The sequence below is a fragment of the Kitasatospora sp. NPDC059673 genome, assembly GCF_042734215.1.
Classification (GTDB): domain Bacteria; phylum Actinomycetota; class Actinomycetes; order Streptomycetales; family Streptomycetaceae; genus Kitasatospora.
Map to the genome: position 1 here is coordinate 77,570 of NZ_JBHWEN010000027.1, position 19,034 is coordinate 96,603.

At 72.9% G+C, this 19,034-nt stretch carries 22 protein-coding genes; 11 read left to right on the forward strand and 11 right to left on the reverse strand.

Translation table 11 applies throughout. From position 1 onward, the window contains the following. Window positions 1-163 precede the first annotated feature (163 nt). The 4 genes from ACFV18_RS26890 to ACFV18_RS26905 all read left to right on the forward strand — a co-directional run bounded on the left by ACFV18_RS26890 (window position 164) and on the right by ACFV18_RS26905 (window position 3,755). Window positions 164-1,441 (forward strand): magnesium transporter MgtE N-terminal domain-containing protein, encoded by a 1,278-nt coding sequence (locus ACFV18_RS26890; RefSeq protein ID WP_380487431.1) that lies wholly within the window; start codon window positions 164-166, stop codon window positions 1,439-1,441. Continuing rightward, window positions 1,431-2,060, forward strand: a complete 630-nt coding sequence (locus ACFV18_RS26895) for a DUF1003 domain-containing protein (protein WP_380487433.1) — start codon at window positions 1,431-1,433, stop codon at window positions 2,058-2,060. Before ACFV18_RS26890 ends, ACFV18_RS26895 begins: the two co-directional genes overlap by 11 nt. A 56-nt stretch (window positions 2,061-2,116) precedes the next feature. Continuing rightward, entirely contained in the window at window positions 2,117-3,277 is a 1,161-nt protein-coding gene (locus ACFV18_RS26900) for an Mrp/NBP35 family ATP-binding protein (protein ID WP_380487434.1), read from the forward strand. 109 nt (window positions 3,278-3,386) lie between these two features. Continuing rightward, window positions 3,387-3,755, forward strand: a complete 369-nt coding sequence (locus ACFV18_RS26905; protein ID WP_380487436.1) for a hypothetical protein — start codon at window positions 3,387-3,389, stop codon at window positions 3,753-3,755. Here ACFV18_RS26905 and ACFV18_RS26910 read toward each other — a convergent pair. The 4 genes from ACFV18_RS26910 to sigE all read right to left on the reverse strand — a co-directional run bounded on the left by ACFV18_RS26910 (window position 3,752) and on the right by sigE (window position 6,723). Then, window positions 3,752-4,408, reverse strand: coding sequence for a hypothetical protein (locus tag ACFV18_RS26910; protein ID WP_380487438.1), 657 nt, complete (start codon window positions 4,406-4,408; stop codon window positions 3,752-3,754). The two genes, ACFV18_RS26905 and ACFV18_RS26910, sit on opposite strands and share 4 nt — an antisense overlap. Before the next feature lie 220 nt (window positions 4,409-4,628). Further along, window positions 4,629-5,051 (reverse strand): sec-independent translocase, encoded by a 423-nt coding sequence (locus ACFV18_RS26915; protein ID WP_380487440.1) that lies wholly within the window; start codon window positions 5,049-5,051, stop codon window positions 4,629-4,631. Window positions 5,052-5,182: 131 nt separating this feature from the next. After that, window positions 5,183-6,019, reverse strand: coding sequence for an anti-sigma factor family protein (locus ACFV18_RS26920; protein WP_380487442.1), 837 nt, complete (start codon window positions 6,017-6,019; stop codon window positions 5,183-5,185). Further along, the gene (gene sigE / locus ACFV18_RS26925; RefSeq protein ID WP_380487445.1) at window positions 6,016-6,723 is read right to left on the reverse strand and encodes an RNA polymerase sigma factor SigE; all 708 of its coding nucleotides are present in this window, start codon (window positions 6,721-6,723) and stop codon (window positions 6,016-6,018) included. The genes ACFV18_RS26920 and sigE overlap by 4 nt, the downstream gene beginning before the upstream one ends. Before the next feature lie 247 nt (window positions 6,724-6,970). Here sigE and ACFV18_RS26930 point away from each other — a divergent pair, with 247 nt between their 5' ends. Then, window positions 6,971-7,645: an O-methyltransferase gene (locus tag ACFV18_RS26930; RefSeq protein ID WP_380487447.1), complete on the forward strand. Its 675-nt coding sequence runs from the start codon at window positions 6,971-6,973 to the stop codon at window positions 7,643-7,645. 104 nt (window positions 7,646-7,749) lie between these two features. Here the strand turns inward: ACFV18_RS26930 and ACFV18_RS26935 are convergent, their stop codons facing one another. Then, window positions 7,750-7,917 (reverse strand): DUF3117 domain-containing protein, encoded by a 168-nt coding sequence (locus ACFV18_RS26935; protein ID WP_014137929.1) that lies wholly within the window; start codon window positions 7,915-7,917, stop codon window positions 7,750-7,752. 292 nt (window positions 7,918-8,209) lie between these two features. On the opposite strand from ACFV18_RS26935, the gene ACFV18_RS26940 reads away from it, so the two are divergent. After that, complete coding sequence (locus tag ACFV18_RS26940; protein WP_380487449.1) at window positions 8,210-9,010, forward strand: enoyl-CoA hydratase/isomerase family protein; 801 nt, start codon at window positions 8,210-8,212, stop codon at window positions 9,008-9,010. Window positions 9,011-9,173: 163 nt separating this feature from the next. Here the strand turns inward: ACFV18_RS26940 and ACFV18_RS26945 are convergent, their stop codons facing one another. Beyond that, window positions 9,174-9,740, reverse strand: coding sequence for a DNA-3-methyladenine glycosylase I (locus ACFV18_RS26945; RefSeq protein WP_380487451.1), 567 nt, complete (start codon window positions 9,738-9,740; stop codon window positions 9,174-9,176). After that, entirely contained in the window at window positions 9,737-10,147 is a 411-nt protein-coding gene (locus ACFV18_RS26950; RefSeq protein WP_380487454.1) for a DivIVA domain-containing protein, read from the reverse strand. Before ACFV18_RS26950 ends, ACFV18_RS26945 begins: the two co-directional genes overlap by 4 nt. Before the next feature lie 223 nt (window positions 10,148-10,370). On the opposite strand from ACFV18_RS26950, the gene folP reads away from it, so the two are divergent. Then, complete coding sequence (gene folP / locus ACFV18_RS26955) at window positions 10,371-11,183, forward strand: dihydropteroate synthase (RefSeq protein WP_380487477.1); 813 nt, start codon at window positions 10,371-10,373, stop codon at window positions 11,181-11,183. 17 nt (window positions 11,184-11,200) lie between these two features. Here the strand turns inward: folP and ACFV18_RS26960 are convergent, their stop codons facing one another. Together ACFV18_RS26960 and dapE are read right to left on the reverse strand one after the other, a co-directional pair. Then, a complete protein-coding gene (locus tag ACFV18_RS26960) occupies window positions 11,201-11,986 on the reverse strand; it encodes a TIGR00730 family Rossman fold protein (protein WP_380487456.1) in 786 nt (261 codons plus the stop codon). 81 nt (window positions 11,987-12,067) lie between these two features. Further along, window positions 12,068-13,141, reverse strand: coding sequence for a succinyl-diaminopimelate desuccinylase (gene dapE, locus ACFV18_RS26965; protein ID WP_380487458.1), 1,074 nt, complete (start codon window positions 13,139-13,141; stop codon window positions 12,068-12,070). A 156-nt stretch (window positions 13,142-13,297) separates the two neighbouring features. On the opposite strand from dapE, the gene ACFV18_RS26970 reads away from it, so the two are divergent. Both ACFV18_RS26970 and ACFV18_RS26975 read left to right on the forward strand, forming a co-directional pair. Next, entirely contained in the window at window positions 13,298-14,251 is a 954-nt protein-coding gene (locus tag ACFV18_RS26970) for a hypothetical protein (RefSeq protein WP_380487460.1), read from the forward strand. A gap of 347 nt (window positions 14,252-14,598) precedes the next feature. Beyond that, window positions 14,599-15,327 (forward strand): hypothetical protein, encoded by a 729-nt coding sequence (locus ACFV18_RS26975; RefSeq protein ID WP_380487463.1) that lies wholly within the window; start codon window positions 14,599-14,601, stop codon window positions 15,325-15,327. A 65-nt stretch (window positions 15,328-15,392) separates the two neighbouring features. On the opposite strand, the gene dapC is transcribed toward ACFV18_RS26975, so the two are convergent. Further along, a complete protein-coding gene (dapC, locus tag ACFV18_RS26980; RefSeq protein ID WP_380487465.1) occupies window positions 15,393-16,538 on the reverse strand; it encodes a succinyldiaminopimelate transaminase in 1,146 nt (381 codons plus the stop codon). A 17-nt stretch (window positions 16,539-16,555) separates the two neighbouring features. Then, window positions 16,556-16,882 carry a ferredoxin gene (gene fdxA, locus ACFV18_RS26985; protein ID WP_030061559.1) on the reverse strand — a complete coding sequence of 109 codons (327 nt, stop codon included), beginning with the start codon at window positions 16,880-16,882 and terminating at the stop codon, window positions 16,556-16,558. Between the two features lie 187 nt (window positions 16,883-17,069). On the opposite strand from fdxA, the gene ACFV18_RS26990 reads away from it, so the two are divergent. Beyond that, on the forward strand, window positions 17,070-18,029 hold the full coding sequence (locus tag ACFV18_RS26990) for a GNAT family N-acetyltransferase (protein WP_380487468.1): 960 nt from the start codon (window positions 17,070-17,072) through the stop codon (window positions 18,027-18,029). A 50-nt stretch (window positions 18,030-18,079) separates the two neighbouring features. Beyond that, window positions 18,080-18,949 carry a transglutaminase family protein gene (locus ACFV18_RS26995; protein ID WP_380487469.1) on the forward strand — a complete coding sequence of 290 codons (870 nt, stop codon included), beginning with the start codon at window positions 18,080-18,082 and terminating at the stop codon, window positions 18,947-18,949. The last annotated feature ends 85 nt before the right edge of the window (window positions 18,950-19,034 follow it).

Here is a 19,034-nt window from a genome sequence, read left to right on the forward strand (position 1 = left end):
CCGCAGCACGCCCCTCCGCGTCCGCGCAGACTGGCGCGAAGGCAGGGCCGCGAGGCGGAAGGCGCCCGCCGGAAAGCTCGCGGCACCCCATTGACCTGCCACCTGGCGCGACCCTCGATAGATTTGGGGGGTTGTGTCCGTTTCCCCCCGGGGAGGGAGTCGTATGGCGGGGCCAGGCAGCCGGGTGTTCATCTCTCACCTCTCCGGGGTCGCGGTGTTCGACCCGAACGGCGACCAGGTGGGTCGGGTCCGCGACGTCGTGGTCTCGTTGCGTCTCGGTGGCAGCCCGCCCAGGGTTCTCGGGCTGGTGGTGGAGGTGATCGGCCGCCGCCGGATCTTCCTGCCGATGACCCGGGTGACCAGCCTGGAGTCCGGCCAGGTGCTCTCCACCGGGCTGCTGAACATGCGTCGCTTCGAGCAGCGCCCGTCGGAGACCCTGGTTCTCGCCGAGCTGCTCGACCGCACCGTCACCCGTACCAAGACCGCCGACGAGGTGACCGTGCTGGACGTCGCGATGGTGCAGACCCGCCTGCGCGAGTGGGAGATCGACAAGGTCTTCGTCCAGGTCGGAAGGCCTTCCCGGCTGCGCAAGGCCAAGGGCGAGCAGTTGCTGCTCGACTGGTCCGCCGTCACCGGCTTCTCGCTCGCCGAGGAGGGTCAGGGTGCGGCCAACCTGCTCGCCACCTTCGAGCAGTTGCGCCCGGCCGACCTGGCGAACGTCATGCACCACCTGTCGGCGAAGCGTCGCGCGGAGGTCGCGGCCGCTCTCGACGACGACCGTCTGGCGGACGTCCTGGAGGAGCTCCCCGAGGACGACCAGGTGGAGATCATCGGCAAGCTCAAGGAGGAACGGGCCGCCGACATCCTGGAGACCATGGACCCGGACGACGCCGCCGACCTGCTCTCCGAGCTGCCCACCGAGGACGCCGAGCGGCTGCTGCGCCTGATGGAACCCGCCGAGGCGGCGGAGATGCGCCGGCTGCTCTCCTACGAGGAGGACACCGCGGGCGGCCTGATGACCACCGAGCCGATCGTCCTGGAACCCGACGCCTCGGTCGCCGAGGCGCTCGCCCGGGTGCGGGTCTACGACACCAAGCCGGCGCTGGCCGCGCAGGTGTACGTGTGCCGCCCGCCGAACGAGACCCCGACCGGCACCTACCTGGGCACCGTGCACTTCCAGCGGCTGCTGCGCGAACCCCCGTACACGCTGGTCGGCTCGATGGTGGACGACGACCTCGACCCGCTGCCGCCGAACACCCCGCTCCAGCTGATCACCTCCTACCTGGCCACCTACAACCTGGTGGCGGCGCCCGTGGTCGACGAGGACGACCACCTGCTGGGCGCGGTCACCGTGGACGACGTACTGGACCACCTGCTGCCGGACGACTGGCGCGAGGGCTCGGTGCACATCCCCACCGCGGAGGTGCCCGATGGACAGTGACCGCAAGCGTCAGCACGACTCACCGGGCCAGCGGATCCAGGGCGAGCTGCGGGAGCTGCGCCAGCTGCGCGAACTGCGGGCCCGCGAGCAGCGGGTCCGCCGCGAGGAGCGCCCCGGCCAGGCCCCGGGCTCCCGCTCCCGGCTCGACCAGCCGCGCACCGGCCGCCCGGGCCTGATCCGCCTGCCCGAATGGGACGCGGAGGCTTTCGGCAAGCTCTCCGAGCGGATCGCCCGGTTCCTGGGCACCGGCCGGTTCATCGTCTGGATGACGGTGGTGATCATCGCCTGGGTGGCGTGGAACACCCTGCTCCCGCCCACCGTGCGCTTCGACAACTACCCGTTCATCTTCCTCACCCTGATGCTGTCGCTCCAGGCCTCGTACGCGGCCCCGCTGATCCTGCTCGCGCAGAACCGCCAGGACGACCGCGACCGCGTCAACATGGAGCAGGACCGGGCCCGCAGCGACCGCAACATCGCCGACACCGAGTACCTGACCCGCGAGGTCGCGGCGCTGCGGCAGGGCCTCGGCGAGGTCGCCACCCGCGACTTCATCCGCTCCGAACTCCAGTCGCTGCTCAGGGAGATCGACGAACGCCGGGAGCCCGTCGAGCCGCTGTGACCCGCGGCACGCTACCGGCGAGTCGGGGGCGGGGCGCAGCGCCGTACCATCAACACATGGCCAACGAGACAGAGGTGGCGGCCGGGGTGACGGAGCAGTCCGTCCAGGAAGCCCTGGCGACCGTCCACGACCCGGAGATCAACCGTCCGATCACCGAGATCGGCATGGTGAAGTCCGTCGAGATCGGCGACGGCGGTGCGGTGAAGGTCGCGGTGTACCTCACCGTCTCGGGCTGTCCGATGCGCGAGACGATCACCCAGCGGGTCACCGATGCGGTGTCCGCCGTTCCCGGCGTCACCGCCGTCTCCGTCGAACTCGACGTGATGAGCGAGGAGCAGCGCCGCGAGCTCTCCCAGCTGCTGCGCGGCGGTGCCCCGGAGCGGGAGATCCCGTTCGCCAAGCCGGGCACTCTGACCAGGGTGTACGCGGTCGCCTCCGGCAAGGGCGGCGTCGGCAAGTCCTCGGTGACGGTCAACCTGGCGGCGGCGCTGGCCGCGGACGGCCTGAAGGTCGCCGTGGTGGACGCCGACATTTACGGCCACAGCGTGCCCCGCATGCTGGGCGTCGAGGGCCGGCCCACCCAGGTGCAGGACATGATCATGCCGCCGGCGGCGCACGGCGTGAAGGTCATCTCGATCGGCATGTTCACCCCGGGCAACGCCCCGGTGGTGTGGCGGGGCCCGATGCTGCACCGCGCGCTGCAGCAGTTCCTGGCCGACGTGTACTGGGGCGACCTGGACGTCCTGCTGCTCGACCTGCCGCCCGGCACCGGCGACATCGCGATCTCGGTCGCGCAGCTCGTCCCGAACGCCGAGATCCTGATTGTCACCACCCCGCAGATGGCCGCCGCCGAGGTCGCCGAGCGGGCCGGCACGATCGCGCTGCAGACCCACCAGAAGATCGTCGGCGTCATCGAGAACATGTCGGGCATGCCCTGCCCGCACTGTGACGAGATGATCGACGTCTTCGGCACCGGCGGCGGCCAGACCGTCGCCGAGGCCCTCACCCGCACCGTCGGCGCGACCGTCCCCGTCCTCGGCTCCATCCCGATCGACGTCCGCCTGCGCGAGGGCGGCGACGACGGCCGCCCGGTCGTCCTCTCCGACCCCGACTCCCCGGCCGGCGCCGCCCTGCGCACCATCGCCGGCAAGCTCTCCGGCCGCCAGCGCGGCCTCTCGGGCCTCTCCCTGGGCCTGACCCCGAAGAACAAGTTCTGACGGACTCTCAGCACCACGAGTGGCCCCGGGCACCCGCCCGGGGCCACTCTGCTGGAACCGCGCCGGGTGGCGGGACTGTCCACCCGGCGTGGACAGACGCGAAGACGGTGTGGACAGACGCGGAATCGGTTGCCTGGCGGCGGTGCTGCTGACAGCGGCAGCGGTGCTGATGCTGCTCAGCGCGGGCTGCACGATCGAGCTGGAGGGGCCGCCGGAGCTGAATCCGGGCCTCCACGACAACCGGACGTTCCTGGCGCAACTGGCTCTCGAAGGGGGACTCCTCCTCCTGGTGGCCGGCCTGGGCCTGGGCGTGCTCGGCCCCGGCCGGGTGGTCAGCCGGATCGCGGTCGTGGTGGTGGCCGTGCCCCTGCTGGCGTTCGGGGTGTTCCGGGTGACGGCGCTGGTCCCGATGCTGCGCTGCCACGGAAACTCGATCGGGCAGGTGACGGAGGGGTCCTACCGCTGCTACGACCGCTAACGGCCGTCGTAGGTCTCCAGGTCGGGAACGGTGGTGAAGCCGATGCCGTACGCGGAGACCGAGCGGCCGTAGGCGCCGATCAGGACGCCGGGGGCCTCGCCGGCCAGGACCCAGCCGTATTCGGACTCGCGGTAGCGGAAGGGCTGCGGGGCGCCGTTGACGGGGAGGGTGAGGGAGGACCAGGCGGGGCCGTCGAGGTCGTCGGCCAAGTCCCAGGCGAGGGTGGACTGCTGGTCGAGCCAGTGCTGGCGCAGGGTGCGGTCGAGGTTGCCGGGCCAGGTGGCGGCGAGCAGTCCGGCGCCGGCCAGCCAGGCCGCGGAGGAGGCGGAGGTGGCTTCCAGGGTGCCGGTGTTGTCGGCGCTGCGGCGGACCTCGCGGCGGGCCACGGTGACCACCATCGCGAAGCGCCGGGTGTCGCGCGGCTCGGGTCCGCGGGCGGGTTCGTCGCCGTGGCCGAGGGTGCCGTAGTCGGGGATGTCGCTCTGCGCGGCGCGCGGGCTCTGGCCGGTGCCGACCTGGCCGAGCCAGCGGCGGCCGGTCCAGCCCTCGTCCAGGCCGTACCAGGGGAAGTCGGCGGCGCGGTAGGCGACGAGGGGGTCGGCGGCGGGCCGACGCGTCGCGGCGGGGTCTGCGGTCGTTTGCGTGGCGTCCACTGCGGGCCTCCTCGGCTGTGCTCCTGCCACGGGTGGGCTCCATGGTGGCGCACCGCGGCCCCTCTGTCCGGGAAAACCGGGCCGGACACGGCCTGGCGTGACGGACCGCACAGCGCGCGCCCTCGGGGAGGTAGTGGACACGATAGCGGCGCGAACGACAACGCCCCGCCTGCCGGGCGGGGCGTCGGGGACGAGGTCCGGGTCGGGCGGGGAGCCTCGGTCAGGTGGCGTCCGGGTCGAACGGCGGGCGCTCACCGGCCGCGAGGGCCGGTCCGCTGCTCAACGGGGAGGCCGGCTTGGAGAAGTCGACCGAGGCACTCGGGGTGCGGGTCGGCTCGCCGTTCAGCGCGGACTTGAGGTCGACGCTGTCCTTGAGGTCCTTCAGTCCGAGCGGGTCGTCACCGTCGCCGAGCAGCTGCTTGCGGACGAAGGTCTTCGGGTTGAGGTCCTCGAAGTCGAAGTTCTGGAACTCCGGTCCGAGTTCGCTGCGGATGTCCTCCTTCGCGTTGTCCGCGAAGGAGCGGATCTTGCGAATGAACCCCATGGTGTCCTGAATCAGCTTCGGGAGCTTGTCCGGCCCGAAGATCACGATGGCCATGATCACCATCGTCAGGACCTCGAGTCCGCCTATGTCTCCGAACACCTGAACTCCCAGCACCCGACAACGCTGAACCAAGGGTAAACGCGGGCGGCCGCTCCCCGGTCTTCCTCAGGTGAATCCGTGGTAAAGACCACCCGGGCGACCGGCGTCGACGGCGTGCCGGTGAAGGCAGGCTAGCGCAGGACCTGGAGCTGGTCACCGCTGGGCGACGGCTGCGGGCTGGCCTGCAGCCGGGAGCGCATCGGAAAGTCCGGGGCGTCCATCTGCTGCTGCGCGTTGACGGGCACGATCGCCCCGCCCACGGGGGTGACGCTGGTGGGCTGCCGGTTGGGGCCGCTCTGGCCCGTGGTGAGGCCGCCGACACCGCTCAGGGTGACCGCGGCGACCGAGAACGCCCCGGCGGCGGCGAACACCAGCCGGCGCCCGCGCGCCGAAGCCGGGCGGGGAGTGGGCAGCTCGCCGAGCGCGGCCAGCGGACGCGGCGCGGCGGACGGGCGGGAGCCGAACAGGCCGGCCCGCGGGTCGATCCCGGGTATCGGGGCCTCGGCGCCCAGCGCGCCGCCGCCGAAGCCCGCGCCCCGGCCGAAGGAGCCGCCGGTGAGCCGGCTGCCGCCGAACACGGCACCCGACGGCCCATCAGGGCCCGACTCGTCCTCCGGCAGCGCGGCCACGGCCAGCAGCCGGGCCATCAGCGCCGCGGACGGGCCGGGCGCGCCGGCGCCGCTGAGCGTCCGCTTGACCGCGCGGGCGCCCTCCGCCTCGGCCAGGCACTCCGGGCAGGTCGCCAGGTGGGCCTGCACCCGCTCGCGGGCGTCGTGGCCGAGTTCGCCGTCCAGGTAGGCGGTGAGGCGGTCGCCGAGGTGGTGGTGCTCCTCGGCCGCCGGCTCGACCGGGCGGATCGTCACGGGCCGCAGCTCGGCCGCCGCCGGGGACTGCTCGACGGCGCGGCGCAGCGACGCCCAGCGCGAGCGGCCGGTGGCGTCCGCGCGCTCGGGGGCGTGTTCGCTCATGACCCCCTCCGGTCGCTTCCGCCCGGTTCGGCGCCGACCGCCACGGGCTCGGCGGAGCCGCCCCGGCGCGAACGGCCCGCGGCGGCGTTCGGCGCCCGGTGCTTGAGGGCGGCGCGCAGGTGCGAGCGGCCACGGTGGATCCGGCTGCGGACGGTGCCGAGCTTCACCCCGAGGGTGGCGGCGATCTCCTCGTAGGAGAGGCCCTCGATGTCGCACAGCACCACGGCGGCACGGAACTCCGGGGCAAGGGTGTCCAGCGCCTGCTGCACGTCCGCGTCGAAGTGGGTGTCGCTGAAGTGCTGGGCGGGGCTGGGCTCACGGCTGGCCAGGCGCTCCGCCGCGTCCTCGGCGAGGGCGTCGAAGCGGATCCGCTGGCGGCGGCGCACCATGTCCAGGAACAGGTTGGTGGTGATCCGGTGCAGCCAGCCCTCGAAGGTGCCGGGGGTGTACGTGGACAGCGAGCGGAACACCCGGACGAAGACCTCCTGGGTGAGGTCCTCGGCGTCGTGCTGATTGCCCGTCAGCCGATAGGCCAGGCGGTAGACCCGGGCGCTGTGCGCCTCGACGATCTCCTCCCAGCTGGGCGGCGTCCAGCTCTGCGCGTCGGGCCCCTCCGCGAAGGACGCGAGCGTACCGGGGGCCTCGGCCACCGAGTCGTCGGCTGCGGTCGTCTTGTCCAGGGGGGAGTGCACAGACTGGTTCATCACGGGCTTCGGCGTACGGGCCGACGTGGTGCCGCGGACGTGCCGCTGCACAGGGACGTCGCCCTCGGCCACACCTCCTCGGTCGGCTCTTCTGCCCAGCAGAGCCACCACCATATCCACCTCACACGTCAAGCCCGGATAAGAGCGGTCGAACAGCGGCCGCCGCAGGCGGTCCGGCCACCTACGACAACTCAACGGCCAGCCGTCGAACGCGGTTCCCGGACGGCCAGTAGTCTGTCGCTGGAATTTGTCGACTTCCATCGACATCGGCGCTCCGGAAGAGGAAGCCATCACCGAGTTCGGGCCCCAGCGAGCGGCCCTCGCCGACACCTACGTCGGCGAGGACGCGGTGCTGACCTACGCCCGGGCCCAGTCGGCCCGCACCGGCATACGCGCGATCGGCCCCAGCGGCGGCGCGGCCCTGCGCCTGCTGGCCGCCGCGCTCGACGCCAAGGCCGTGGTCGAGATCGGCACCGGCACCGGCGTGTCCGGCGTCTACCTGCTGCGCGGCATGCGGCCCGACGGCGTGCTCACCACCGTCGACTCCGAACCCGTCCGCCAGCAGTACGCCCGCGAGGCGTACCTGGCCGCCGGCTTCGCCGCCAACCGGGCCCGCTTCATCCCCGGCCGGGCCCGCGACGTGCTGCCGCGACTCGCCGACGGCCAGTACGACCTGGTGTTCTGCGACGGCGACCCGGCCGACTCCGGCTTCCACCTCACCGAGGCGATGCGGCTGCTCCGGCCGCGCGGCGTGGTCTGCTTCGAGGGCGTCTTCCAGGAAGGCCGGCTCGCCGAACCCGAGGCCGACGACCCGCAGATCCGCGCGGTGCGCGACCTGGTCGCCGACATCCGGGAGAGCGACATCCTGCTGCCCGCCCTGCTCCCGGTCAGCGACGGCCTGCTCTGCGCCGTCAAACGCTGACCCCGCACCAGCACGCGGAACGGGCCCGCTCCCCGCAACCGGGGGACCGGGCCCGTCGAACACTCCCGGAACGCCCGGGACGTGCGAGTGGCTACCTGCCTGGGTCAGCCGCAGGCCTTCTTCAGGGCCTCGCCCAGAGCATCCGCCTCGTCCGGCGTCAGCTCCACCACCAGGCGCCCGCCCCCTTCGAGCGGAACTCGCATGATGATGCCCCGCCCCTCTTTGGTGACCTCCAGCGGGCCGTCACCCGTCCGCGGCTTCATGGCCGCCATGCTCGTTCCCCTTCCTGCAACCGTTCAGGTACGCACCGGCAGTCCGTCCACCGCCGGTATCGAACGCATTGATCGGAAGCCATTATCCCGCATGCGACCGCTCGATGACCAACATCACTCTCTCCGCCAAGCCTCCCGAACCCGCATCAAAGCGCCGATAACCAGCCGGAAGCCGCATCCCGCCGCACTCCGACACGCCCGCCGGGCGTGCGCCACCTCACACTCCCCCACCCGGCCGCACTCCGGCATGCTGTGCCCACGACAGCCCACCGCGACCCGGGAGCCCTCACCGATGTCCGACACCGTGCGCTACCACCGCGACGGCGCCCTCGCCGTCCTCACCATCGACCGCGCCGACGCCATGAACGCCCTCGACGTCGCCACCAAGGTCGCCCTCCGGGACGCCGTCACCACCGCCGCGGCCGACCCCGAGGTGCGGGCCGTGCTGCTCACCGGCGCCGGCAACAAGGCCTTCTGCGTCGGGCAGGACCTCAAGGAACACCTCGGCCTGCTGCGCCACCAGCAGGAGACCGGCGAGGGCGCGCTGCGCACCGTCGCCGAGCACTACAACCCGCTGGTCCGTGCCCTCGCCGGGATGCGCAAGCCCACCGTCGCCGCCGTCAACGGCATCGCGGCCGGCGCCGGCGCCTCGCTCGCCTTCGCCTGCGACTTCCGGATCGTCGCCGACACCGCCGGCTTCAACACCTCCTTCGCCGGCGTCGCCCTCACCACCGACTCCGGCGCCTCCTGGACCCTCCCCCGGCTGGTCGGCCACGCCCGCGCCACCGAACTCCTGATGTTCCCCCGCACCGTCCGCGCCGACGAGGCCCTCGCCCTCGGCCTCGCCACCCGCGTCGTCCCCACCGCCGAACTCGCCGCCACCGCCCACGAGTTCGCCCTCACCCTGGCCAACGGCCCGACCGTCGCCTACGGCGCGATCAAGGAGTCGCTGGCGTACGGGGCGTCCCACTCCCTGGACGAACTCCTCGACAAGGAGGAGGAGTTGCAGACCATGGCCGGCAGCAGCGAGGACCACCGCATCGCGGTGGACGCCTTCGTGGCCAAGGAGAAGCCCACCTTCGTGGGCAAGTAACTCTCAAAGGGCGAAGCTCTCTTCACCCCACTCTCACCCCGCGCCCCGTCAGGGGCGCTGGGGGTCCCCCCAGCCGAAGGCGAGGGGGCGGAACTGCGCGAAGGGGAACGGCGCCCTCGGTGAGGTCCGTGGACGGCGGGCCCGTGGCTGCCCGGGCGGGCTCCTACCGCGCGTGGCAGTCGGCCAGGTGATCGTTCACCAGCCCGCAGGCCTGCATCAACGCGTAAGCCGTCGTCGGCCCCACGAACCGGAATCCGTTCTTCTTCAGCGCCTTCGCCAGCGCCGTCGACTCCGGCGTCACCGCCGGCACCTCCGCCAGCGTCTTGGGCGCCGGCCGCCCCGGATCCCCGGCGTGGCTCCAGATCAACGCGTCCAGACCGCCGTCGAGTTCACGCGCGGCACGGGCGTTCGCGAGGGTCGCGACGATCTTCGCCCGGTTGCGGATGATCCCGGTGTCGGCCATCAGCCGTTCCACGTCGTCGTCCCCGAACTCCGCGACCTCCGCGATCGAGAAGTCCCGGAACGCCGCCCGGAAGCCTTCGCGTCGCCGCAGGATGGTGATCCAGGACAGCCCGGACTGGAACGCCTCCAGCGAGATCCGCTCGAACAGGGCCTGGTCGCCGTGGACCGGCCGGCCCCACTCGGTGTCGTGGTAGACCCGGTAGTCCTCGGAGGAGTCGCCCCACCCGCAGCGCAGCAGCCCGTCCTCGCCGAGCACCGCACCGGTCACGAGCGGTCGCTCTTCTCGGAGTCAGCAGGGCCTTCCGCAGGCTTCTTCTCCAGCATGGCCGTGAACGACTCCAGCCCGGGCAGCGGCTCCCCGGCCGCGTCGCCCGTCGCCTCCACCGAGCCGCGCACCGCGCCGACCGCCTCCAGTTCGGCGATCTTCGCGTCCCGGAGGGCGAGTTCCGCGCCGAGGCGGTCGAGGACGTCGTCGACCTCGTCCATCCGGTAGCCGCGCAGCGCCATCGGCAGGCGCAGGTCGTCGACGTCGGTGCGGCTGAGCGGGCGGTCCTGCGGGAGGCGCACGGTGAGACGGTCGTGCTCCGCCTCGGGGAGGGATCCGCCGCCGCCCAGTGCCACCAGCGCGGCACCGCCGACCACCACGGCCATCGCAACCACGATCACCCAGAACACGAGCGTCCTCCGTCAGTCCCCGGCAGTTCCGGCTCCGGCAGTTCCGGCTCCGGCAGTTCCAGCTCCGGCAGTTCCGGTCGGCTTCGGCCCGCGGGCGGGATCAGGTGGGATCATGGTCCCGTACAGGCCGGGGCCCATCATTGCACCCGGGAGCGCTGAGGAGGAGACAACGGTGGCACTACGCCTCGGCACGCGGGAGTTCGGCCCGGACGAGCTGGTCATCATGGCGATCGTCAACCGCACCCCGGACTCGTTCTTCGACCGGGGGGCGACCTTCGCCGACGAGGCCGCGTTCGCCGCGGCGGACCGGGCGGTGGCCGAGGGCGCGGCGATCCTGGACATCGGCGGGGTGAAGGCCGGGCCGGGCGAAGAGGTCACCGTCGAGGAGGAGTTGCGGCGCACGGTGCCGTTCGTGGCGGAGCTGCGCAAGCGCCACCCGGACGCGGTGATCAGCGTGGACACCTGGCGGCACGAGGTCGGCGAGGCGGTCTGCGAGGTCGGTGCGGACCTGCTGAACGACGCCTGGGGCGGCTTCGACCCGAAGCTCGCCGAGGTCGCGGCCCGGTACGGCGCGGGTCTGGTGTGCACGCACGCGGGCGGCGCGGAGCCGCGCACCCGCCCGCACCGGGTGGGGTACGAGGACGTGATGGCGGACATCCTGCGGGTGACCGTCGGGCTGGCCGAGCGGGCGCTCGAACTCGGGGTGCGCCGCGACGGGCTGATCATCGACCCGGGGCACGACTTCGGGAAGAACACCCGGCACTCGCTGGAGGCGACCCGCCGGCTGCCGGAGATGACGGCGACCGGGTTCCCGGTGCTGGTGTCGCTGTCGAACAAGGACTTCGTCGGCGAGACGCTCGACAAGCCGGTGGACGAGCGCCTGCTCGGCACCCTGGCCACCACCGCGGTCTCCGCCTGGCTGGGCGCGCAGGTCTACCGGGTGCACCAGGTCGCGGAGACCCGTCAGGTGCTGAACATGGTGGCGTCGATCCGCGGCACGCGTCCCCCGGCGGTCGCCCGCCGGGGGCTCGCCTGACCCTTTGCCCGCCCGGACTACGCGGGCGTGCCCTGCGGCTTGCGGGCCGCTTCCAGGACCTTGAGCACGTCGGCGACCTCGTCGGTCACGTGGAACAGGTCGAGGTCCTCCGGGTTGGCCTTGCCCTGGGCGACCAGGGTGGACCTCAGCCACTCCACCAGCCCGCCCCAGTAGGAGCTGCCGAACAGGATCACCGGGAACCGGGTGACCTTGTTGGTCTGCACCAGGGTGAGCGACTCGAACAGCTCGTCCAGGGTGCCGAGCCCGCCGGGGAGCACCACGAAGCCCTGGGAGTACTTCACGAACATCGTCTTGCGGACGAAGAAGTAGCGGAAGTTCAGGCCCAGGTCGACGTACTCGTTCAGGCCCTGCTCGAACGGCAACTCGATGCCGAGGCCGACACTCAGCCCGCCGGCCTCGACAGCGCCCTTGTTGGCCGCCTCCATCGCACCGGGGCCGCCGCCGGTGATCACCGCGTACCCGGCCTCGGCGAGGGCCCGGCCGATCTCCACCCCGGCCTCGTACTCGGGCGTACCGGCCTGCGTCCGGGCGGAGCCGAACACGCTGATCGCGCTGGGCAGTTTGGCGAGCGCCCCGAAACCTTCGACGAACTCCGAGGTGATCCGCAGCACCCGCCACGGATCGGTGTGCAACCAGTCGGTCGGCCCGGTGGTGTCCAGCAGGGCCTGGTCCGTCGTCTTCGTCTCGACCTGGTCCCGCCGCAGCAGCACCGGCCCCTTGCGCTTCTCGGGCCACGGCTTCTTCCTGGCCCTGCGGACGGGTTCATCTCCGTTGGCTGTCATGACGAAACCCTACGCCTGACAAGGCAACTTTCCGAGGAACAACGGGAAACGGCTGCCCGTCCGCCAAAGGCCGCGGGGCGCCTACTCGGTGAGCCAGGCGCGCAGGCGGGCCTCGACCTCGGCGATCGCGCTCAGCGAGCAGTGTTCCTCGCGCTTGTGGGCCAGATTCGGGTCCCCCGGGCCGTAGTTGACGGCGGGGACGCCGTGGGCGGAGAAGCGGGCGACGTCGGTCCAGCCGAACTTGGCCCGCGGCTCGCCGCCGACGGCGGCCAGGAAGGCCTGGGCGGCGGGCTGGGAGAGGCCGGGGAGGGCGGCGGGTGAGGCGTCCACGATGTCCAGGTGGTAGCCGTCGAAGACCTCCCGCAGGTGGGTCTCCGCCTGCTCCAGGGTGCGGTCGGGGGCGAACCGGAAGGCGACGTGGATCCGGCACTCGTCGGGGATGACGTTCCCGGCGACGCCGCCGTCGATCCGGGTGGCGTTCAGGCCCTCGCGGTACTCCAGGCCGTCGATGACGACCCGTCGGGGCTGGTACTCGACCAGCCGGCGCAGCACTTCGGCGGCCTTGTGGATGGCGTTGTCGCCGAGCCAGCTGCGCGCGGCGTGGGCGCGGACGCCGGTGAGCGTGATGTCGGCGCGCAGGCTGCCCTGGCAGCCGCCCTCGACGACGGCGCCGCTGGGCTCCATCAGGACGGCGAAGTCGGCCGCCAGCCAGTCGGGGTGGGTGGCGAACAGGTGGCCGAGGCCGTTGCGTTCGGCCTCCACCTCCTCGCAGTCGTAGAACACGTAGGTGACGTCGTGGTTGGGCTCCGCCACCGTCGCGGCGAGCCGGAGTTGGACCGCGACGCCGGACTTCATGTCGGACGTGCCGCAGCCGAAGAGCAGGTCGCCCTCGACGTGCGAGGGCACGTTGTCGGCGATCGGGACGGTGTCCAGGTGCCCGGCGAGCACCACCCGCGCGGCCCGGCCGAGGTGGGTGCGGGCGACCACGTTGTTGCCGAACCGGTCGACGGTGAGGTGCGGGTAGGCCCGGAGCGCGGCCTCGACCGCATCGGCGAGGGCGGTCTCCTCGCCACTGACGGACGGGAAGTCGACGAGGCGGGCGGTCAGCGCGCCGCCGTCGAGGGTCAGGTCGAGGGGCTCGTTCGGGCTGCTCATGGCGGCCACCCTACCGAGCGGCCGGGCGGCCCGAAGGCCGGGACGCAACCGCACGGACCCGTACGGCCGTCCGAGCGGTTACGGTGTCCGCGAACGGCGCGGGCTCGGAAGCGGACCGCTGCGACAGGACGACGGACGACGAGGAGAGGGGCCAGCGTGGCCACAGACGCCGAGTACTCGGAGGGGGGCGCCGGGGAGCGCCGTCGGCGGCCGTGGCGGCGGATCCTGGTGGGGCTGCTGGCGCTGGCGGTGGTCGGCGGCCTGGTGGTGTGGCTGAACCGCGACAAGATCACCGTCCCCGACGAGGGCTGCAAGGTCACCGCCACGTCCGGTTCCGGGTCGCTGGAGCTGGGCGCGGCGGCGAACGCGGCGACCATCACGGCGGTGGCGATGTCCCGCGGCCTGCCCGAGCGGGCGGTGACGATCGCGCTGGCGACCGCGATCCAGGAGTCCAAGCTGCGCAACCTGGAGGGCGGCGACCGGGACTCGGTGGGCCTGTTCCAGCAGCGCCCGTCGCAGGGCTGGGGCAGCGTCGAGCAGATCATGGACCCGGTGTACGCGACCAACAAGTTCCTGGACGCGCTGGTGAAGGTGAACGGCTACGCGCAGATGCCGCTGACCGACGCCGCCCAGCAGGTGCAGCGCAGCGGCTACCCGCAGGCGTACGCCAAGCACGAGAACAACGCGACGCTGCTGGCCACCGTGCTGATGGGCCGTGAGCCGGCCTCGCTGAACTGCGTGGTGCACGAGCTGCCGCAGCCGGACGCGGCGGCCCCGCCGGCCACCGCCGTGTCGGACCGGGTGCGCCGGGAGTTCGGCAAGGCCGTGACGGTGGCGACCGCCGACAAGGCGGCCAAGGACCCGCGCGAGGTGCTGGCGTTCACCCCGCAGCCGACCGCTAGCACCGCGAGCGCGGGCGGCACCCAGCAGACCGGCTGGGCGCTGGCGCAGTGGTCGGTGGCGCGGGCGGCGGACCTGGGTATCGGGCAGGTCGCCTACGAGGGCAAGGTGTGGCGGGTGGACCGGCCCAACGACGGCTGGAAGCCGCTGCCGAGCGCCCCGCCGGACCGGGTGCTGGTGACGCTGGGCGCGCCGGCGAAGAAGAAGTGACGGCGTCGGCGGTGCGTTGACGAACAGGTGCCCGGGTGACGGCCCACCGGGTGATTCGCGTCAACTCCCGCTGACGGCACGGCAGTCGGCGGGCCGCCGACACGCCGGTCCACGGACCGGGTGACGGTTTCCGCTCCCGCCAAGGGAAGTGACGATTCTTCAGCGGTCGCATCGTGGACGATCCGCCCGGTTTGCCGGAAAGCGGATCGTCCGATCTTTGCAAACCCTTGACCTTGACCGGCCGAAACCTTCCCGGTGCTCTTGCGGTCATACACGTCGCCCGCGGGGCGAGCCGGACAGCCGGCCGTCCGCCCGGCGGACCGTAGACCTCACCTCTTAGGAGCACCATGTCCCTCCCCCTGACGCGCCGGATCGCCCAGGCCGCGCTGCTCGTCGCCGCCACCGCGGCGCCGCTCGCGGCCGCGGGTGCCGCCTCCGCCACCGAGGTGGTCCCGCAGACCGACCTGGGTGCCGGAGTGACCAAGCTGGCCGACGTCCCCAACTCGGGCGACACGGTGCAGGGGGCGTCCCACGAGCTCGGCCAGATGGTCGGCACCACCGGCGCCGCGACCCTCGCGGCGGGCGGCCCGGCGGCCGGCGACGCGGCCGGCAGCACCGTCGCGCACGCCCTGCCCTCCACCGACGAGGCGCTCGGCCACCTCGGCCCGGCCGCCAAGGCCGACCAGCTGACCGGCGCGCTCGGCACGCTGTCCGACCGGGTCGTCCCGGCCGTCGAGCAGAAGGTCGGCCCCGCGGTCACCGACAAGGTCCTCCCGGCCGCCCACAAGGCCACCTCCGCCCCGCTCGGCACCGTCGCCAAGAACCTGCCGGTGGACCGGCTGACGCACAGCCTGCCGGCCGCCGAGAAGCTCGCCCCGGTCGTCGGCGCCGTCCAGTCGCTGCCGGTCACGGGCGCCGTCGCGGGCCTGACCGAGCACGAGTCCGCCAACCGCCTGGGCGCGATGCCCGCGATGGGCGGCGGCAACAGCCCGCTGGGCAGCCTGCTCGCCGGCACCCCGCTGGGCGGGCTGCTCGGCGGCCTGAGTGGCGGCGCCGGTCAGCTGCCGATCGGCTGATCCACCGCACACGCCGAAGGGGCGGAGCCGACCGGCTCCGCCCCTTCCGCACGCCTGGCCCGGCGTCAGCGCTTCAGCCGCTCCACGGCGGCGGCCACCCGCTCGTCGGTGGCGGTGAACGCCACCCGCACGAAGCGGTCGCCCGCCGGGCCGTAGAAGTCGCCGGGGGCCACCAGGATTCCCAGCTCGGCGAGTTCGGCGACGGTCTCCCAGCACGGCCGGTCCTGGGTCGCCCACAGGTACAGGCTCGCCTCGGAGTGCTCGATCCGGAACCCGTACGCCTCCAGCGCGGCCCGCAGCGCACCGCGCCGCTTCGCGTACCGCTCCCGCTGCTCGGCGACGTGCCCGTCATCGGCGAGCGCGGCCGCGGTGGCCGCCTGCACCGGCGCGGGCACGATCATGCCGCCGTGCTTGCGGATCTCCAGCAGCTCCCGGACCACCACCGCGTCACCGGCCACGAACGAGGCCCGGTACCCGGCGAGGTTGGAACGCTTGGACAGCGAGTGGACGGTGAGCAGCCCCTCGTGCGAGTCGCCGCACACCGACGGGTGCAGCACCGACACCGGCTCGGCCTCCCAGCCGAGTTCGAGGTAGCACTCGTCGCTGACCAGCAGCACCCGGTGCGCCCGGGCCCACTCGACGGCGCGGCGCAGCTCGTCGGCGCCGAGCACCCGTCCGGTCGGGTTGGACGGCGAGTTCAGCCAGAGCAGCCGGACCTTGCTGCCGTCCAGCTCGTCGAGGTCCCCGTAGGCGACCGGCTCGGCACCGCAGAGCAGCGCGCCGACCTCGTAGGTGGGGTAGGCGAGCTTCGGGTAGGCGACCTGGTCGCCGGGGCCGAGCCCGAGCTGGCCGGGCAGCCAGGCCACCAGCTCCTTGGAGCCGACGGTGGGCAGCACCGCCCCGGGGCCGATCTCGGCGCCGAGGCGGCGGTTCAGCCAGCCGGCGATCGCCTCGCGCAGGGCGAGCGGGCCCCACACGGTCGGATAGCCGGGCGTGTCGGTGTGCGCGGCCAGGGCCTGCTGGATCAGCTCCGGCACCGGGTCCACGGGGGTGCCGACGGAGAAGTCGCACAGCCCGTCCGGGTGGCTCTCGGCGGTGCGCTTGTACGGTTCGAGCTTGTCCCACGGGAAGACCGGCAGGCGGTCGGATACGCGGCGCGCCGCCCCCGGGTGTCCCGGGAACGGCGCGTGCGTGCTGTCGTTGGTGCTCACAGCGTGGATGCCACCGATCAGTGGTCGGCGTTCTGCGGGGGCAGGGCCGCGATGAACGGGTGGTCGCGCTCGATCAGGCCGAGCTTGGAGGCGCCGCCGGGCGAGCCCAGGTCGTCGAAGAACTCGACGTTCGCCTTGTAGTAGTCCTTCCACTCCTCCGGGGTGTCGTCCTCGTAGAAGATTGCTTCGACGGGGCACACCGGCTCGCACGCACCGCAGTCCACACACTCGTCCGGGTGGATGTAGAGGGAGCGCTCACCCTCGTAGATGCAGTCGACGGGGCACTCCTCGATGCACGCCTTGTCCTTCACGTCGACACAAGGCTGCGCGATGACGTAGGTCACGCTGTCGTTCCTCCTCGGAAGGGCTGCCGCCCTACTGTTTACTCGGTCGCGCGGTGCGCGCGGCGTCGTCGTCGATGCCCGCCCCTAGTATCGCGGGTCGGGGGACGCAAATGCACAGGAGGTGCGGTTGATGGCTGGCGGAGTACCGCTCGAGGCCCGTCCGGAGGTCCGGATAGACCCGTCTGACGTGGGAAGACGCGTCTCGGTGCGGCGGGTTGACGGCGTGGCGGACGGGCGGCCGGTGTTCCGCGATGCGATCGGTGTGCTCACTGCTTGGGACGGCGACGGGTTGACGGTCGAGTCCCGGCGCGGCGTGTCGGTGCGTTTCGCCGCCGATCTGCTGGTCGCGGGCAAGCCGGTGCCGCCGTTCCCGGCCCGGAACGTCCCGATGCCCGACATCACCCCGACCGAACTCCAACGCACCGCGGCCCGCGGCTGGCCCGCTGTCGAGCAGCAGCCGCTCGGCGACTGGGTGCTGCGTGCCTCCGCCGGCTTCACCCGGCGCGCCAACTCGGTGCAGGCGCTCGGCGACCCCGGCCTGCCGCTGGACGAGGCGCTGGAGCGGGTCCGCGACTGGTACGCGGCCCGTGGCCTGCCCGCGCACGTCGAGGTGGTGGACGGCGCCTCCCCGTCCGACCTGACCGCCGAACTCGACCGGCTGGGCGCCCAGTTGGCCCCGACCGTGGTCCGCAGGGCGCGGCTCGGCGGACTGACCCGGGCGGCCGCACCGGAGAGCTGGCGGCAGGTCCGGCTGTCCCGCGCGGCCGACCGGAACTGGCTGTCGCTGTACCGCCGGGTGGGCGACGACCCGGCCCTGGAAGCCGCCGCGCAGGCCGTCCTGCACGGCGGGCCGTCGGTCTGGTTCGCCCACGTGCCCGGCCCGGACGGCGCACCGCTGGCGATCGGCCGGATGGCGGTGGACGGCGACTGGGCCGGATTCTCCGCGATCGAGGTCGCCCCCGCCGCCCGCCGCCGCGGCCTGGCCACCACCGTGATGGCGGCACTCGCCGCACGCGCCGCCGAGGAGGGCGCCACCGGCGCCTACCTGCAGGTCGAGGCCGACAACCACGGCGCACAGGCGCTCTACGACCAGCAGGGCTTCACGACCAGTCACACTTACCACTACGCCCGCCTTCCCCAGCGGTAGCGTGCACCACCTGAACCGAGCCACGAACCGCTGCTGAACCGAAGGCCGCAGTGACCGAGCAGAGCAGAAACCGCTTCCGAGCCGAGGCCCGGGCCGAAAACCCCGACCCGGTGCTGCTGTGCCTGCTCGCCGCCGCCGAGCACACCCTCGGCGACCCCGGCGACAGCGCCGAACCGCCCGACCTCGACGCCGTCCTGAGCGCCTGCCGGACCGCCCTGGACCGGCACGCCGCCGCCATCCGCCAGGCCGTCGCCGAACGCCGCCCGCGCGGCCCCGAGGAGACCGCCGCGCTCCTCGCGGCGGTGCTCGGCGGCCGGGAACGCTTCCACGGCCGCCAGTCCGACTACCGGCGGCTGGAGTCCTCCCTCCTCCCCGAGGTGCTCCGTCGCCGCCGCGGGCTGCCGATCATGCTCTCCCTGGTCTGGTCGGCGGTCGCCGACCGGGCCGGCCTGACCGTCCACGGCATCGCGCTGCCCGGCCACTTCATCGTCGCGGTCGGCGGCCCCGGGGACAGCGAGGACTACGTCCTCGCCGACCCGTTCCACGGCGGCCGCCTGCTCGACATCCCCGACGTGGAACGCCTGGTCGCCGCGTCCGGCCACCGCTACTCCCCCGAGCTGCTCACCCCCGCCCAGCCGCTCGACACCGTGCTGCGGGTCCTCGGCAACATCCGCCACTGGGCCGCCGAACGCCCCGAACACGCCCGCACCCAGCTCTGGGCCACGGAACTCGCCCTCCTCCTCCCCCGCCACCCCGCGCAACTCCGGCTGGAGCGGGCGGAGTTGCTGGTCAAGACCGGCGACTTCCTGGGCGGGGCGGCGGAGATGGACGCGTACGCGGAGATCCTGGACGCGTTCGACCCGGAGAGCGCGAGGCGAGTCCGTGACGAGGCCAAGTCGGCGCGGCACCGGCTCAACTGAGGCAGACAGACGCGAACCCAGGGAGAGCACAACCGGGGGCGCGTGGGGGTACCTCCCAGCCCTGGCGGGCCGGGAGGTACCCCCA

Coding starts and splice junctions, on each gene's coding strand:
- ACFV18_RS26890 (WP_380487431.1), top strand. CDS start 164: ATGGCGGGGCCAGGCAGCCGGGTGTTCATCTCTCACCTCTCCGGGGTC.
- ACFV18_RS26895 (WP_380487433.1), top strand. CDS start 1,431: ATGGACAGTGACCGCAAGCGTCAGCACGACTCACCGGGCCAGCGGATC.
- ACFV18_RS26900 (WP_380487434.1), top strand. CDS start 2,117: ATGGCCAACGAGACAGAGGTGGCGGCCGGGGTGACGGAGCAGTCCGTC.
- ACFV18_RS26920 (WP_380487442.1), bottom strand. CDS start 6,019: ATGAGCGAACACGCCCCCGAGCGCGCGGACGCCACCGGCCGCTCGCGC.
- sigE (WP_380487445.1), bottom strand. CDS start 6,723: ATGAACCAGTCTGTGCACTCCCCCCTGGACAAGACGACCGCAGCCGAC.
- ACFV18_RS26935 (WP_014137929.1), bottom strand. CDS start 7,917: ATGGCGGCCATGAAGCCGCGGACGGGTGACGGCCCGCTGGAGGTCACC.
- ACFV18_RS26940 (WP_380487449.1), top strand. CDS start 8,210: ATGTCCGACACCGTGCGCTACCACCGCGACGGCGCCCTCGCCGTCCTC.
- folP (WP_380487477.1), top strand. CDS start 10,371: ATGGCGATCGTCAACCGCACCCCGGACTCGTTCTTCGACCGGGGGGCG.
- ACFV18_RS26960 (WP_380487456.1), bottom strand. CDS start 11,986: ATGACAGCCAACGGAGATGAACCCGTCCGCAGGGCCAGGAAGAAGCCG.
- dapE (WP_380487458.1), bottom strand. CDS start 13,141: ATGAGCAGCCCGAACGAGCCCCTCGACCTGACCCTCGACGGCGGCGCG.
- ACFV18_RS26975 (WP_380487463.1), top strand. CDS start 14,599: ATGTCCCTCCCCCTGACGCGCCGGATCGCCCAGGCCGCGCTGCTCGTC.